The sequence below is a fragment of the Rhodococcus sp. PD04 genome, assembly GCF_035918275.1.
In the GTDB taxonomy this organism is placed as follows: Bacteria; Actinomycetota; Actinomycetes; order Mycobacteriales; family Mycobacteriaceae; genus Rhodococcus; species Rhodococcus rhodochrous.
Map to the genome: position 1 here is coordinate 970,684 of NZ_CP142143.1, position 14,661 is coordinate 985,344.

At 68.7% G+C, this 14,661-nt stretch carries 16 protein-coding genes and 1 pseudogene; 7 read left to right on the forward strand and 10 right to left on the reverse strand.

Annotation, left to right across the window (positions count from 1 at the left end):
- Positions 1-19: 19 nt before the first annotated feature.
- Positions 20-370: pseudogene (locus tag U9J23_RS04550) on the forward strand (FKBP-type peptidyl-prolyl cis-trans isomerase); the annotation flags it as partial.
- A gap of 6 nt (positions 371-376) precedes the next feature.
- Positions 377-742 carry an FKBP-type peptidyl-prolyl cis-trans isomerase gene (locus U9J23_RS04555; RefSeq protein ID WP_229580578.1) on the forward strand — a complete coding sequence of 122 codons (366 nt, stop codon included), beginning with the start codon at positions 377-379 and terminating at the stop codon, positions 740-742.
- A gap of 68 nt (positions 743-810) precedes the next feature.
- On the opposite strand, the gene U9J23_RS04560 is transcribed toward U9J23_RS04555, so the two are convergent.
- Positions 811-1,443, reverse strand: coding sequence for a TetR/AcrR family transcriptional regulator (locus U9J23_RS04560; RefSeq protein WP_442802265.1), 633 nt, complete (start codon positions 1,441-1,443; stop codon positions 811-813).
- Positions 1,444-1,581: 138 nt separating this feature from the next.
- On the opposite strand from U9J23_RS04560, the gene U9J23_RS04565 reads away from it, so the two are divergent.
- Positions 1,582-3,381, forward strand: coding sequence for an acyl-CoA dehydrogenase (locus U9J23_RS04565; protein ID WP_326601591.1), 1,800 nt, complete (start codon positions 1,582-1,584; stop codon positions 3,379-3,381).
- Here U9J23_RS04565 and U9J23_RS04570 read toward each other — a convergent pair.
- The 4 genes from U9J23_RS04570 to U9J23_RS04585 are packed head-to-tail and all read right to left on the reverse strand — an operon-like array spanning position 3,364 to position 5,725.
- A complete protein-coding gene (locus U9J23_RS04570; protein WP_064059821.1) occupies positions 3,364-3,876 on the reverse strand; it encodes a hypothetical protein in 513 nt (170 codons plus the stop codon). The two genes, U9J23_RS04565 and U9J23_RS04570, sit on opposite strands and share 18 nt — an antisense overlap.
- A 44-nt stretch (positions 3,877-3,920) precedes the next feature.
- Positions 3,921-4,412, reverse strand: a complete 492-nt coding sequence (locus U9J23_RS04575; RefSeq protein ID WP_059381786.1) for a CinA family protein — start codon at positions 4,410-4,412, stop codon at positions 3,921-3,923.
- Positions 4,402-5,178 carry a pyrimidine reductase family protein gene (locus U9J23_RS04580; protein WP_272266770.1) on the reverse strand — a complete coding sequence of 259 codons (777 nt, stop codon included), beginning with the start codon at positions 5,176-5,178 and terminating at the stop codon, positions 4,402-4,404. Before U9J23_RS04580 ends, U9J23_RS04575 begins: the two co-directional genes overlap by 11 nt.
- A gap of 37 nt (positions 5,179-5,215) precedes the next feature.
- Entirely contained in the window at positions 5,216-5,725 is a 510-nt protein-coding gene (locus tag U9J23_RS04585) for a flavin reductase family protein (protein ID WP_059381785.1), read from the reverse strand.
- Positions 5,726-5,823: 98 nt separating this feature from the next.
- On the opposite strand from U9J23_RS04585, the gene U9J23_RS04590 reads away from it, so the two are divergent.
- Genes U9J23_RS04590 through U9J23_RS04600 form a run of 3 tightly spaced genes read left to right on the forward strand, consistent with a single transcriptional unit; the run spans position 5,824 to position 7,615 of the window.
- Positions 5,824-6,954 (forward strand): YihY/virulence factor BrkB family protein, encoded by a 1,131-nt coding sequence (locus U9J23_RS04590; RefSeq protein ID WP_272266767.1) that lies wholly within the window; start codon positions 5,824-5,826, stop codon positions 6,952-6,954.
- Positions 6,951-7,376: a phage holin family protein gene (locus U9J23_RS04595; protein ID WP_272266765.1), complete on the forward strand. Its 426-nt coding sequence runs from the start codon at positions 6,951-6,953 to the stop codon at positions 7,374-7,376. The genes U9J23_RS04590 and U9J23_RS04595 overlap by 4 nt, the downstream gene beginning before the upstream one ends.
- Complete coding sequence (locus U9J23_RS04600; protein ID WP_272266763.1) at positions 7,373-7,615, forward strand: DUF3618 domain-containing protein; 243 nt, start codon at positions 7,373-7,375, stop codon at positions 7,613-7,615. The genes U9J23_RS04595 and U9J23_RS04600 overlap by 4 nt, the downstream gene beginning before the upstream one ends.
- A gap of 93 nt (positions 7,616-7,708) precedes the next feature.
- Here the strand turns inward: U9J23_RS04600 and U9J23_RS04605 are convergent, their stop codons facing one another.
- Positions 7,709-9,601: a propionyl-CoA synthetase gene (locus tag U9J23_RS04605; RefSeq protein WP_106200554.1), complete on the reverse strand. Its 1,893-nt coding sequence runs from the start codon at positions 9,599-9,601 to the stop codon at positions 7,709-7,711.
- A 130-nt stretch (positions 9,602-9,731) separates the two neighbouring features.
- Between U9J23_RS04605 and U9J23_RS04610 the strand changes: the two genes are divergently transcribed.
- Complete coding sequence (locus U9J23_RS04610) at positions 9,732-10,406, forward strand: GOLPH3/VPS74 family protein (protein WP_085469282.1); 675 nt, start codon at positions 9,732-9,734, stop codon at positions 10,404-10,406.
- A gap of 16 nt (positions 10,407-10,422) precedes the next feature.
- Here the strand turns inward: U9J23_RS04610 and U9J23_RS04615 are convergent, their stop codons facing one another.
- From U9J23_RS04615 to U9J23_RS04630, 4 genes are all read right to left on the reverse strand, one after another.
- Entirely contained in the window at positions 10,423-11,928 is a 1,506-nt protein-coding gene (locus tag U9J23_RS04615) for a carboxyl transferase domain-containing protein (RefSeq protein ID WP_272266760.1), read from the reverse strand.
- A 118-nt stretch (positions 11,929-12,046) separates the two neighbouring features.
- Positions 12,047-13,240 carry an ABC transporter permease gene (locus U9J23_RS04620; protein WP_326601599.1) on the reverse strand — a complete coding sequence of 398 codons (1,194 nt, stop codon included), beginning with the start codon at positions 13,238-13,240 and terminating at the stop codon, positions 12,047-12,049.
- Positions 13,237-14,127, reverse strand: coding sequence for an ABC transporter ATP-binding protein (locus U9J23_RS04625; protein WP_059381755.1), 891 nt, complete (start codon positions 14,125-14,127; stop codon positions 13,237-13,239). The genes U9J23_RS04620 and U9J23_RS04625 overlap by 4 nt, the downstream gene beginning before the upstream one ends.
- Complete coding sequence (locus tag U9J23_RS04630) at positions 14,124-14,660, reverse strand: hypothetical protein (RefSeq protein WP_059381754.1); 537 nt, start codon at positions 14,658-14,660, stop codon at positions 14,124-14,126. Before U9J23_RS04630 ends, U9J23_RS04625 begins: the two co-directional genes overlap by 4 nt.
- Position 14,661: the final 1 nt, after the last annotated feature.

A 14,661-nucleotide genomic window follows, 5' to 3' on the forward strand; every position in this document is an offset into this window, starting at 1 on the left:
TCCCGACGAGGAGACACGCATGACAAAGCCCGAAATCGAGTTCCAGGAGGGCCCCGCCCCCACCCAGTTGGTCATCAAGGACCTGGTGGTCGGCGAAGGTGCCGAAGCGGAGCCCGGATCGAAGGTCGAAGTCCACTACGTCGGGGTCGAGTTCGATACCGGTGAAGAGTTCGATTCGTCGTGGAGCCGTGGTGAGTCCATCACCTTCCCGCTGTCCGGTCTGATCGCCGGCTGGCAGGAGGGCATCCCGGGCATGAAGGTCGGCGGCCGTCGCCAGCTGACCATCCCGCCGGAGCTCGCCTACGGTCCCGCCGGATCGGGCCACCGCCTGTCGGGCAAGACGCTGGTGTTCATCATCGACCTGCTCGCCGTGCAGGTGCCGCCGGAGGTTCCGACGGTCGAGCCGGCGACCGGCCCGGCTCCCGCCGATCTCGTCGTCGAGGACATCACCATCGGTGACGGCGACGAAGCGCAGCCCGGCGGTGTGGTCGACGTGCACTACCACGGGGTGGAGTACGACACCAACGATGTGTTCGACTCGTCGTTCGCTCGTGGCGACTCCGTCCGCTTCCCGCTCGGACGGCTGATCCCGGGCTGGCAGGAAGGCATTCCGGGCATGCGCGTCGGTGGACGTCGCAAGCTCACGGTGCCCCCGCAGCTCGCGTACGGACCGGCCGGTTCCGGGCATCCGCTCGGAGGCAAGACCCTGGTCTTCGTGATCGATCTGCTCGGCGTCGGATAACCGACCCGCAACGACATTCGAGGCCCGCAACACCGGTGGAAGCACCGGGTTGCGGGCCTCGTCGTCGTTCAGTTCCGGGGCGTCCCGAGCATCGACAACGCGAGGTCGACGTAGTTGCGGGCCAGATCGTCGACGTCCACGCGGCCGGGCCGGTACCACCGCGCGACGTCGATCCCCAGCGACAGGATCGCCAGCGCTGCGGTGGGCACGTCGCCGACCCGGAACGCGCCGCTGTCGACCCCCGAGGAGATGACCTCACGGACCACCGCGTCGGTGCGTCTGCGGATCTCCGCGATCTCGCGGTAGTGCTCCTCCGAGAGCGCGTGCAGTTCGTACTGCGCGACCCGGCAGGTGGTGTGGTGCACGGCGTGGATCCGCACGAAGCGGTCGACGATGGCTCGGATCCGCACGATCGGGTCGGTGGAACTCGTGGCGGCGCTCTCGACCTCCTCGAGAACGTGGAGGTGCCCGTTGCGGCCGGCCTCGAAGAGCACGGCCTCCTTGGACGGGAAGTGCACGTAGAGCGCCGCGGGGCTCAACCCTGCGCCGACGGAGATGTCGCGGGTGGTGGTCGCGTGGTAGCCGCGGCGTGCGAAGGACTCCACCGCGGAGGCGACCAGCCGACGTGCGACCTCGGATCCCCCGCTTGGAAGCGCTGCGACAAGAGAGGCGTCGGGGGTCTGCTCGGGTGTGTCGGTCACGGGGTCCGTCCTGCGGGTCGCGGAGAAGGCGTCGTTGACATCATGCACCGTCGTTGGTCTACTGAGTGAGCGCTTAGTTCGTTCTGCTGAGTTCGTTCCTGCTACGGCCGATATCCGAGTCGCCCGAAAGGATCCTCGATGCCCTCTCCCGTACTGTCCCGCCGCGACCTGGACTTCCTCCTGTACGACTGGCTCGACATCGAGTCCCTCACAGCGCGGGATCGCTTCGCCGAGCACTCCCGGGAGACCTTCGACGCCGTGCTCGACCTGAGCGCCGACATCGCCACCAAGCACTTCGCGACCCACAACAAGAAGGGCGACGCCCAGGAGCCTCGCATCGGCGAGGACGGTCGCGTTGAGATCATCCCCGAGGTCAAGGACGCGCTCGACCTGTTCTGCAAGGCGGGACTCCTCGCCGGCGGGTTCGACGAGGAGCACGGCGGCATGCAACTGCCGGTCACCGTGCAGCGTGCCTCGATGGCGTGGTTCCAGGCCGCGAACGCCGGCACCTCGGCCTATCCCTTCCTCACCGCCGCCAACGCGAGCCTGCTGGTCACCCACGGCAGCGACGAGCAGATCGAGACCTTCGTGCCGCCGATGCTCGAGGGCCGCTTCTTCGGCACCATGTGCCTGTCCGAACCGCAGGCCGGTTCGTCGCTCGCCGACATCACCACCAGGGCCGTGCCTGCCGCCGACGGCACCTACCGGCTGACCGGCACCAAGATGTGGATCTCCGGCGGCGACCACGAACTCACCGAGAACATCGTCCACCTCGTCCTCGCCAAGATCCCCGGCGGTCCGGACGGCGTGAAGGGCATCTCGCTGTTCATCGTCCCGAAGTTCCTCGTCGAGGCCGACGGCACGCTCGGCGAACGCAACGACGTCGCGCTCGTCGGCCTCAACCACAAGATGGGCAACCGCGGCACCACCAACACCCTGCTCAACTTCGGCGAGGGTGTCCACACCCCCGGCGGTGAGGCCGGCGCGGTCGGCTACCTGCTCGGTGAGCCGCACAAGGGCCTGTCGTACATGTTCCACATGATGAACGAGGCCCGGATCGGCGTCGGCTTCCTCGCCACCTCCCTCGGCTACGCCGGATACCTGCAGTCGCTCGACTACGCCCGTACCCGCACGCAGGGCCGGCCGCTCGGCGCCAAGGATCCGTCCTCGCCGCAGGTGCCGCTCGTCGAACACGCCGATGTGCGACGAATGTTGTTGGCGCAGAAGTCCTATGTCGAAGGTGCTCTCGCGCTGGGGTTGTACTGCTCGAAGCTCGTCGACGTGCAGCGCACCGCCGAGAGCGACGACGAGCGCACCCGTGCCGGTCTACTGCTGGACCTGCTCACCCCCATCGCGAAGTCCTGGCCGTCGCAGTGGTGCCTCGAGGCCAACAGCCTCGCGATCCAGGTGCTCGGCGGCTACGGCTACACCCGCGAGTTCGACGTCGAGCAGTTCTACCGCGACAACCGACTCAACCCCATTCACGAAGGCACGCACGGCATCCAGGGCCTCGACCTGCTCGGCCGCAAGGTGATCATGCAGGGCGGTGCCGCTCTCGCGCTGCTCGGCGAAGCGGTGGGAGAGACGATCACCCGGGCGACGCAGGCCGGGGGCGACGCCGCCGCCTACGCGGAGCAGCTGGGCTCGGCCGTGGCGCGCGTCGCGGAAACGACCGCGACGCTGTGGTCCACCGGCGATCCTGCTGTGGCCCTGGCCAACTCGTCGGTCTACCTCGAAGCCGTCGGGCACGTGGTGGTGGCATGGATGTGGCTCGAGCAGCTCCTCGCGGTGGGCGACCGCGAGGGCGACTTCTTCGACGGGAAGCGCGCCGCCGCACGGTATTTCTTCCGCTTCGAACTGCCCAGGACCGGACCGCAGTTCGATCTGCTCGCGAGTCTCGACCGCACGACCCTCGACGTGTCACCGTCGGTTCTGTAGCGACACCTTCCAGGTGACCGTCAGCGACCCGCCGACCGGTAGCGCATGCCACCGGTCGGCGTGGTCGTCGAAGGTGGCCACGATCCGGTCGACCACCGGGGTGACATCGTGCGCGGACACATATGCCGGAAGGCTCTGCGCCAGACCGCGTCGCACCTCCCAGACGGGAACGGCGATGCGCGCCAGTGTCTCCGACCTGATCATGTCGTCCTCTGCGCGCGGCGACATCGCATGCTTCTTCGAGCGCCGACGCCGACCCGCTCTGGTCCGCTCCGCGTTGTCGACGGGCCAGAACATGCCGTTGTCGCCTGCGGCCAACTGCCCGAAGACTCCGAGTTCGATCCCTGCCTCCTTCTCGACCAGCAGGTGCACGAGGTCGTGGGGGAGATAGGGGTGACCGCCCGGGCCGTTGCGCGGAGCGAGCTCCGGACCGGTGTCGCGGTGCACCGCGATCTCGTACCCGATGCCGGGACCCTTCGTGAAGACGACGCGCATGCTCGTCACGTTAGGCCCCGCGGGTAGGAGATCGCATCCGATTTTCAGGCGGACGCGCGCTCGACGAGCAACGACAGGGCGTGACGCACGGTCTTCGCGAGTACCTTCTCGGGATCACCGTCGAAGCGCTGCTCCTCGCTGCGGGTGCCGTCCGGACCGGTCGTCGCGAAGCAGACCGTGCCCGGTGGGCGGCCGTCCTGCGGGTCGGGGCCACCGGCCCCGCTCACGGCGACGACGATGTCCGCGCCCAGAAGGCGGGAGGTGCTCTCCGCCATCGTGCGGGCCGCGCTCTCGCACACGACCGGGCCTTCCGCAACCTCGAGCAGGCCGTACTTGACCTCGCGCGAGTACGCGACGATGCCGCCGCGGAACCAGTCGGAGCTGCCCTTCGCGGCACCCAGGCGGGCTGCGAGCGTGCCCGCGGTGAGCGACTCCGCGCAGCCGAGCGTCAGCTCCTTGTCGGAAGCGAGCTGAGCCAGCTGCTCGATCAACTCGTCGGAGGTGTCCGTCCCCTCCACCACGTCGTCATCGGCCATGCGTGTCTCCTTCCAGAGCATCGGGTCGCACCCAGCGGGTGAGCAGGGTGCCGTCGTCGTCGCACACCAGGTGCGCACGTCGCAGGGGAGTCAGAGCAGCGGTCGGCGAGTGCGCGATACGCGCGGCGTTGCCGGCCGCCAGGACCGGAGCCCAGGTCAGGCACAGCTCGTCGACGACGCCGTCCTCGATCATGCGGCCGAACAGATTCGGTCCGCCCTCGCACAGCACCCGGAGCCAGCCCGCCTCGCCGATCGCCGCGAGCAGGGAGGGCCCGTCGATCACCGCGTCGGCGATGACACGGACGTCGCCTCCGGCGGCCTCCACCGCGCGCCGGGCGGTCTCGGGGGCACGCGCGGTCGTGAACACCACGGGCGGGATCGTCGTGTCGGTGAACAGCCGCAGCTCGGACGGCAGGTCGCACGAGGCCGTCACCACCGCGACCGGCGGTATCGGAGCGAGTCCGGCCTCCTCCCGGCGCGCACGCAAGGCCTCGCTGGTCCGGGCGCCGCCGTAGTTCTCGGCCCGCACGGTGCCCGCGCCCACGAGGATCACGTCGGCGAGTTCGCGCAGCAACCCGAAGACCTTCTTGTCGGCGGGCGAGCCGAGGGCACCGGATCGTCCCTCGACCGCCACGGCTCCGTCGAGGGAGGACACGAAGTTGATCCGCATCCACGGCCGGGACAGATCGTCGGGGTAGGCGTAGAGAGCGCGCAGCGCCGTGTCGTCCACGTGCTGCGCCGCATCGGTGCCGTCGAGTCGTCGCATGTCGCCGATCAGACCACTCCCGCCCGCCGGATGCACGTCACGCGCCGTGCCCGGCGTCGAGATCGCCCACGGACTTGAAGGTCATGAGGCGGTCCAAGTCGCCGCGGAGCTCACCGCGCTCGGGCTCGAGGAGGAAACCCCCGTGGTCGCCGGTCGTGAACGTCTCGAGGATCCGGCCGACGAACCACGCACGCGGACCGTCCAGCACGGGCAGACCGTGGGGTCCCTCGCGCCACGAGCAGCGGTCGAACTTGTCGATGTCGTCGCCGGTGTGCTCGCCGAACAGCGCTGCCAGTTCGCGGTCTGCCGGGGTCAGGACGTGCACGGCGAGGTGCTTCGCCTTCGACGCCACCCGGTAGGTCCGGTTCTTGTTCGACAGCGCCACCAGGAAGCGGGCCGGATCGATCGCGGACTGGGTCGCGAAGCCGATCAGGCAACCGCTGCGTTCCTCACCGTCGAATGCAGTGACGATGAACATCGGGTAGTCGAGCTGCGAGGCGATGTCCGCGAAACCGTCGGCGGATCCTTCGAGTGGGGCGTCGGCCATGAGCCGAATCGTACGGCCGTGGCACCGCTCCGGCGGTGGTTCGGCCGCGGTGCGACTGTGAGTTTGATCGGTGTGTGACGGGGGGTACCCGCCGCAGTATGGACGCCGAGCACAGAGGTGACGGATCGTCGGGTGCCACGCTTGCCCCCGATGACCCGCGCAAACCCGACTCTCCGACCGATCTGTCCACGCCGTCGTGGAAATATGTGCTGCGCAGGACGATTCGGGAGTTCAGTCGAGACCAGTGCACCGATCTCGCCGCTGCACTGACGTACTACGCCGTCCTGTCGTTGTTCCCCGCCCTGCTCGTCGTGGTCTCGTTGCTCGGCGTGTTCGGCCAGGGGCAGACGACGGTCGACACTGTGCTCGGCATGGTCGAGGACCTCGCCCCGTCCTCCGCCGTCGACACCCTCCGAGGACCGATCGAACAGCTCGTGTCCGCACCGACAGCCGGATTCGCCCTGGTAGTCGGTATTCTGGGCGCGCTGTGGTCCGCATCGGGATATGTCGGCGCATTCGGCCGCGCCATGAACCGGATCTACGAGATCGAGGAGGGCCGGCCCGTCTGGAAGCTGCGCCCGCTGATGCTGCTGATCACTGCTGTGGCCCTGGTGGCCGCCGGTGCGACCGCCCTGATGCTCGTGATCAGCGGTCCGGTCGCACGCACGATCGGCGACGTCATCGGCCTCGGCGACACCGCCGTGACGGTGTGGAACATCGTCAAGTGGCCCGTGATGCTCGCACTGGTGGTCATGATCGTCGCCGTGCTGTACTACGCGACGCCCAACGTGTCCCAGCCGAAGTTCCGCTGGGTCAGCCTGGGATCGCTCATCGCGATCGTCGTGTGGATCGTGGCCTCGGTGGCATTCGCCTTCTACGTCTCGAATTTCGGCAGCTACAACAAGACCTACGGCTCACTCGCCGGCGCGGTGATCTTCCTGCTGTGGTTGTGGATCACCAATCTGGCCCTGTTGTTCGGTGCCGAGTTCGACGCCGAGATGGAACGTGGCCGCCAGCTGCAGGCCGGTATGCCTGCCGAGAAGACACTGCAACTGCCCGAACGTGATTCGCGCGTCAGCGAGAAGAACGCCGCCAAGCTGGAAGAACTCGTCGAGCACGGGCGCAGGCTGCGTGAGGCCCACAGCACCGACAACCCCGACGGCTCCTCCGGAGAGGCGGCCGACCCCGTGGGCCCTACCGGGCCCACGACGGAAAGGAATCCGCGATGACGACACCCGCCGGCAATGCTCGCCCCGTGGCCGAACAACCGAAGAATCTGTCCACGGTCGAGCTCACCGAGCGACTCACCGAACAGGTCTCGACCCTGGTGCGAACCGAGGTCTCGCACGCGCTCGAGGAGGTCAAATCCAAGGGCACCCGCATCGGTGTGGGTGTGGGGATCTCGGGTGCGGGAGCGATCCTGTTGTTCCTCGGTCTGGCGACGCTGATCGCGACGGCCGTGCTCGGCCTCGCCACCGCCGTCGAACCGTGGCTCGCGGCTCTGATCGTTGCGCTCGTGGTGCTCGTCATCGGTGGCATCCTCGCCGCGGTCGGGGCCTCGAAGGCGAAGAACGCCGCACCGCCCGTACCGGAACGCACGGCCGCCAGTGTCCGCGCCGACATCGACGCCGCGAAGGGAGCAACGAAGTGACCGCATCCGACAACGGTGGTCGTCCGGACGAGGTGGCCGACATCGAACGTCAACGGGCCGAACTCGCCGCGACCGTCGGCGAACTCACCGACAGACTCGACGTTCCCACCCGGGTCAAGCAGTCCGCGGCCGAACGCGTCGAGGAGGTCCGCAACCGGCACGATCTGATCGCGATGGCCGGTGGGGTCGTCGTCGCCGTGCTCGTGCTGGTGCTCGTGAGGCGCAGACGGAGGAAGTGACACAGACACGGATCGGCGGACGGAGACCGCACATGTACTCGGCGGACGGAGACGAGGTCTCCGTCCGCCGATCCGTGCGGGTCATGGGGTCGATCAGCCGCCGAGTTGTTCCTTCAACGCGTCGAGCACGGCCGGGTCCTCGATCGTCGACGGCACGGTGTACTCCTCGTGGTCGGCGATCTGCCGCATGGTCTTGCGGAGGATCTTGCCGGAGCGCGTCTTCGGCAGGGCCTGGACCACGGTCACGTCGCGGAAGGTCGCGACCGCGCCGATCTGGTCGCGGACCATCGTGACGAGTTCCTGTCGCAGGGTCTCGGGATCGATCTCCACGCCGGACTTGAGCACCACGTAACCCGACGGGCGCTGGCCCTTCAGTTCGTCGCGGATGCCCACCACGGCGCATTCGGCGACGGCGGGATGCGAGGCCACCACGGCCTCCATGCTGCCGGTCGAGAGCCGGTGCCCGGCAACGTTGATCACGTCGTCGGACCGGCCGAGGACGAAGACGTAGCCGTCCTCGTCGACGTAGCCCGAGTCGCCGGTGAGGTAGTAACCGGGGAAGGTGTCGAGGTACGAGCGGCGGTACCGGTCGTCGTCCTGCCACAGGCCGGCCAGCGTGCCGGGCGGCAACGGCAGACGGATGACGATGTTGCCTTCGGTGTTCGGATCGACGGGCTTGCCTTCTCCGTCGACGATCTCGACCCGGTATCCCGGCACGGGGACGGTGGGGGAGCCGGCCTTGAGCGGCATCGGTTCGAGGCCGCGCATGTTCGCGGCGATCGCCCAACCCGTCTCGGTCTGCCACCAGTGGTCGACCACCGGGCGGTCGAGCACCTTCGTCGCCCAGTGGTAGGTGTCGGGGTCGAGGCGCTCACCGGCGGCGAAGAGCGTCTGCAGCGAGTCGATGGGGTACTTCTTCAGCTCCTCGGCGTTCGGATCCGCCTTGCGCACAGCGCGAATCGCCGTGGGAGCGGTGAACAGGGCCTTGACGCCGTTCTCGGCGATGATCCGCCAGAACGCACCCGCGTCGGGGGTGCCGACGGGCTTGCCCTCGTACATCACCGTCGTCGCACCGACCAGCAGCGGGCCGTAGACGATGTAGGAGTGGCCGACCACCCAGCCCACATCGGAGGCGGTCCACCACACGTCGCCCGGATCGATGTCGTAGATGTTGTGCATCGACCACGTCAGGGCCACGGCGTGCCCACCGTTGTCGCGGACCACGCCCTTGGGCTTCCCGGTGGTGCCGGAGGTGTAGAGGATGTAGAGCGGATCGGTCGCCGCGACCGTCACGGGCTCGGCGGGGGACGCGTCGGCGCACAGCTCGTCCCAGTCGAACCACGCCGCCGAGGACGTCTGGTAGTCGGCCGCCGAACCGGGGATCTGCTCGCGGTTCTTCACGATCACGGTGTGCGGCGGGGTCGGCGACAGACCGATCGCCTGCTCGACGATCGGCAGGTACTCGACCGTGCGGCCGGGTTCGAGGCCGCCGGAGGCGGTGACCAGCACGACCGGCGTGGCGTCGTCGATGCGGGTCGCGAGCTCTTTCGCGGCGAACCCGCCGAACACCACCGAGTGCACCGCCCCGATGCGGGCGCAGGCGAGCATCGCGATGGCGGCCTCGGGGATCATCGGCATGTAGACGATGACGCGGTCGCCGGCAGCCACACCCTGGTCGCGCAGCACACCGGCGAACTTCGCGACCTCGTCGAGCAGTTCGGCGTAGGTGTACGTGCGCTTGGCCGGGACCATCGCCGAATCCCAGATCAGGGCCGGACGGTCGCCGTTCCCTGCCTGTACGTGCCGGTCGAGTGCGTTGACGCTGGTGTTCAGCGTGCCGTCCGGGAACCACTTGTACGACGGTGCCGCCGAGTCGTCGAGGGCTCGCGTCGGCGCGCTCTCCCACTCGACCGCGCGGGCGGCCTCGAGCCAGAATCCCTCCGGATCCTCGGTGCTCCGGCGGAACGCCTCCTCGTACGAGCCCATCGTTCGTGTCCTTCCTCGACGGCGGTTGTGGCGCGAACCACTCTATGTGACCTGCAAGGGGGTGGCTGCAGGTCTGCGTCGGACGGCCACAACCACGCGACGAACGGACGAAGTGCCTACCCTGAGCCGCATGACCTCGATCGCGGAAGACCTGCTGCTCCTGCTTCTCGACGACGAATCGGGAAAGTCCGTCGTCGACGGGGTGAAACTGCCGCGTGTTCTCGCCGGTGCCGTGCTCCTCGAACTCGCCCTCGACGACGTGGTGGCCGTCGACACCGAGGGGAACCAGGTGAAGAAGGGGCGGATCGCGATACGCACCGAGGCACGACCCGCCGATCCGATCCTCGCCGAGGCGGTCGAGCGGCTCGGCTCGGGCAGGCCGGTGAAGCCGACGGCGGCCATCGAGAAACTGCAGAAGGGCCTGCAGGAGAAGCTTCTCGCGCGGGTCGTCGAGCAGGGCTGGGTCTCGGAGGAGCGCGGGAAGATCCTCGGGGTGTTCCCCACGAAGAAGTGGCCCGCGATCGATTTCACCCACGAACAGCGCGTCCGCGACCTGATCCGCGCGGCGTTGATCGACGGCCTGACCCCGGAGCCACGTACCGCGGCGCTGATCGCCCTGCTGTCGGCGGCGGATGCGGCCCCGAAGGTGTTCCCGGACGCCGACAAGCGAGCGGTGAAGAAGCGGGCGAAGGAGATCGCGCAGGGCGAGTGGGCGGCCAGAGCGGTGCGCGATGCCGTCGCGTCCGTCAACGCGGCCATGATGGCCGCCGTCGTGGCCGGCGGAGCGGTGGCGGGTTCGAGCTGATCCGGATCGCGCCGCGTCAGGACGGCACACCGAGCTTCCGGTACCGCTCGATCCGTCGCCGGTAGCGGTCCTCCGCGGGTTCCTCGGTGAGGATCGCGAGTTCGCGGGCGACCGCGGCACCGACCCGCTTGACGAACGAGACGGGTTCCTCGGTGGCGTCCGGACGCTCGGGGACGACCGCGTCGACGACACCGTTGCGCAGTAGGTCGCGGGAGCGGATCCCCTGATCCTGCGCCATGGCCGGTGCGTGGGTGGTGTCGCGGTGCACGATCGCGCTGGCACCTTCGGGCGGGAGCGGCGCGAGCCAGCCGTGCTGCGCGCACAACACCCGGTCGGCGGGGAGCAGGGCGAGTGCGCCGCCGCCGGTTCCCTGGCCGAGCAGCACCGACACCGTCGGAGTGGGCAGGGTGACGAGATCGGCGAGGCAGCGGGCGATCTCGGGTGCGAGCCCGCGCTCCTCGGCCTCCTTCGACAGCGACGCACCGAGGGTGTCGATGACGAGCACGAGCGGCAGGCGCAGTTCGTCGGCGAGACGCATCGCGCGGCGGGCCTCGCGCAGCGCTCCCGGCCCCATCGTGCGTTCGGGTGACTGTCCCGCGCGGTCCTGACCGAACATCACGCACGAGACACCGCGGAACCGGGCGAGCGAGAGCAGGACGGTGCGATCGGACTCTCCCTCACCGGTCCCGGACAGGGGGACCTGCGCGGAGGCGGCATGACGCAGCAACTGCCGGATACCGGGCCGTTCGGGGCGTCGACTGAGCATCACCGACTGCCAGGCCGGGATGTCGGGCACGTCGTCGACGGTGGTGATCGCCGGACTCGACGTCACCTCGGGCCGGTTCCCCTCGACGAGCACGCGCAGCAACCGGTGCACGACCTGCCGCACACCGCCGATGGGCACGACTCCGTCGATCACGCCCTTGCGGTACAGGTTCTCCGCCGTCTGGACGTCCTCGGGGAAGTTCTCCTGGTAGAGCGCCTTGTAGACGCGCGGGCCGAGGAAGCCGACGAGCGCGCCCGGTTCGGCGGCGGTGACGTGCCCGAGCGACCCCCACGACGCGAACACGCCACCGGTCGTCGGGTTGCGCAGGTACACGAGGTAACCGAGATGGGCGGCCTTGTGGGCGGCGACGGCTGCGGCGATCTTCACCATCTGCACGAAGGCGAGCGTGCCCTCCTGCATGCGGGTGCCCCCGGAGGTGGGGGAGGCGAGCAGGGGCAGGCCCTCTGCGGTCGCCCGTTCGACGGCGGTGACGATGCGTTCGGCGGCGGCGACACCGATCGATCCTGCGAGGAAGGCGAATTCGCACACGATCAGCGCGACGTGACGGCCGTGCACGGTGCCCGACCCGGTGAGCACGGATTCGTCGACCCCGGACTTCTCGGCGGCCCTGTCCAGATCGGCGAGGTACTTCTCGCCCGCCCCGGCATCGATCGGTGGAACGTCCCAGGAGACGAAGCTTCCCGGGTCGAGCGCCTTGTCGATGAACTCCTGCGCCGAGATCCTGCCACCGGCCACGTCGCCTCCACCTGTCCTCGTCCGTCGACGTCAACCTATACCGACGCGAACGAGGGGGAGGTTGTGTGCGCGTTCTTGCGACAAACCGCACATATCCTCCCCCTCGTTGCAGGGTCGGTTATCGGCCGAGGGCTTCCTTCCACGTGACCGTCCGGCCGATGCGCAGGATCGATCGCTGGTAGATGCGCGCGGCGATCACACTGAGCACCGCGATGGCGGCGACCATCAGAACGATGGTGCCGACGATCTGCAACGGTGTGGCCACCCCTGCCGCGATACGCAACGGCATGAGGATCGCCGAGAACGGCGGGATCCAGCTCAGCGTGGTGCTCCATCCGGCCTCGGGATCGTCGACCGACGAGAACGCCGCGAAGAACATCGCGAGGATCAGCATCACGAGCGGACCCGAGGTGGAGTTGACGTCCTCCTGCCGCGACACCATCGACCCCGCCGCCGCGTAGAGGACGGCGAAGAACGCGAAGCCGAGGACGAACCAGCCGAGGGTGCCGGCGAGCACGCCGAGGGCGGTGCCGGTGATCGTGAGGGTGTCGGTGGCGAGCGCGGTGCCGACGCCGACCACCCCGTAGGCGGTGAGTTGCAGGAGCCCGACCGCACCGATGCCGAGGATCTTGCCCCACAGCAGCTGGAGCGGACGCAGCGTGGACAGCAGCAGTTCGACGACGCGCGAGGACTTCTCCTCGACGACACCCGTCGCGACGTACATGCCGAACATCAGGATCTGCATGTACAGCAGGACCACGGCGATGATCGAGAGGATGATGCGTTGTCCCTGTTCGGGATCCGGCGGGTCGAGGGCGTCGACGGTCACGGTCGCCGCGGACACGTCGGCCGCGACCGCAGTGGGATCGACGCCGCGGTCGGTCAGCGCGGCGACCTGGGCCTGCTGCACGACAGCTGCCTCGACGACGGCGCGGACGTCGGTGTCGAGTTCCGATTCGGTGATCGCCGTGACGGACGCCCCGTCGCCGGGGACGAGCGCGACGTCGAGGTCGCCGGAGGACACCTGTTCGCGGGCGGTGGCGGCGTCGGGCACGTCGGAGACCTCGAGCGGAGTGCCGACGGTCTCGCCGAGCGATTCGATCGTCGTCTGCAGCGCGGGTGCGCCCACGACTCCGACGGTGGGCCGGTCGTCGTCGCCGCCGGACAGGACCGAGGTGGCGACGATGCCGACGACGATCGCGACGAGGATGATCGCGTTGCTGATCAGGAAGCTCTTCTTCTGTACCTGCGTGACGAACTCGCGTGACGCGACGAGACCGACCGCGCGGGCGTTGCTCAACGGGGCGCTCATGCGGAAACCACCTCTCGGAACAGCTCGGTCAGGGACGGGCGCCGGAGCGAGAACTCGTGGACCGGGCCGGTGGCCAGCGCCGCCTTGAGGATCAGCTGGTCGTCGGCGCCGGGGGTGACGGTGAGCACGGTGCGTTCGTCCTCGTACTCGGCGTGGGTGACGCCCGGCAGGCCGTGCGCCCATCCGCGGGGTGCCTGCGGCGCGTGGACGACGAGGAGCGCATCGCCCTTGGACCGCAGGTCGTCGACGGTGCCCACGGCGCGCATCCGGCCCGCGCCGATGATGCCCACGCGGTCGCACAGGCGTTGGACCAGGTCGAGTTGGTGGCTCGAGAACACGACCGGCACACCCTCTTTCGCCTTCTCGAGCAGGACGTCGCTCATGACGTCGACGGCCACCGGGTCGAGGCCGGAGAACGGCTCGTCGAGGACGAGGACCTTCGGGTCGTGCACGAGTGCCGCGGCGAGCTGCACGCGTTGCTGGTTGCCGAGCGACAAGGCGTCGACCGTATCGCCGAGACGTTCGGCGATACCGAGCCTCTCGGTCCACCGCTGCACCGCCTCCGATGCCTCCGACTTCGAAAGTCCGTGCAGCCGGGCGAGATAGGACAACTGCTTGCCGACCTTCATCTTCGGGTACAGGCCGCGTTCCTCGGGCATGTACCCGATGTTGCGGCGCATCCCGAGGTCGACCGGTTTCCCGTCGATGCGGACCTCGCCGGAGTCGGCGGCCAGGACGCCGAGGGTGATCCGCATGGTGGTGGTCTTGCCGGCCCCGTTGCTGCCGACGAAACCGAACAACTCACCGGGGCGGACTTCGAAACTCACGCCGTCCAGAGCGATCTTGTCGCCGTAGCGCTTCGAGAGATTGTCGATCGTCAGTGTCACAGCAGGTCCTCCGGATCGTCGTCGGGGCGGGTCCAGGCGAGCAGCACGGCGGGCAGGCAACCGCTGAACAGGATCGAGGCGAGCGCGAGCCCACCCATCGAGTACGCGAGGGCCTGGTGGTCGAGGGAGTCGATCGAGGCGCCGAAGAGCAGGGTGAAGATGGGGATCAGCAGAAGTGCCTGTGCCACCGACAATCCGATCGAGCGGGCACTGTTGCGCTCGGCGATCTCGCGTTCGTCGAGCGCATGGCGGGGAGCGTCCGACTGGCGTCCGGAGACGATCTGCAGGCAGGTCCAGGCGGGCAGGAAGATCAACGCGGCCGGCAGCCACACGATCGCTGCCGCCATGGTGAAGTACGAGGCGATCGCGACGGCGAACATCAACGCGATCAGCGCTACGACGGCGACGGCGAGGATGCGGCGGCGACGTCGGGTACGCCAGTTCGGCATCCACCCCCCGGTGATCTCCTCGTTCTTCAGGAACCTGCGGGTGCGGTATTCCTCGTAGCGGTCGAGCAGGGATCCTGTGGTCATC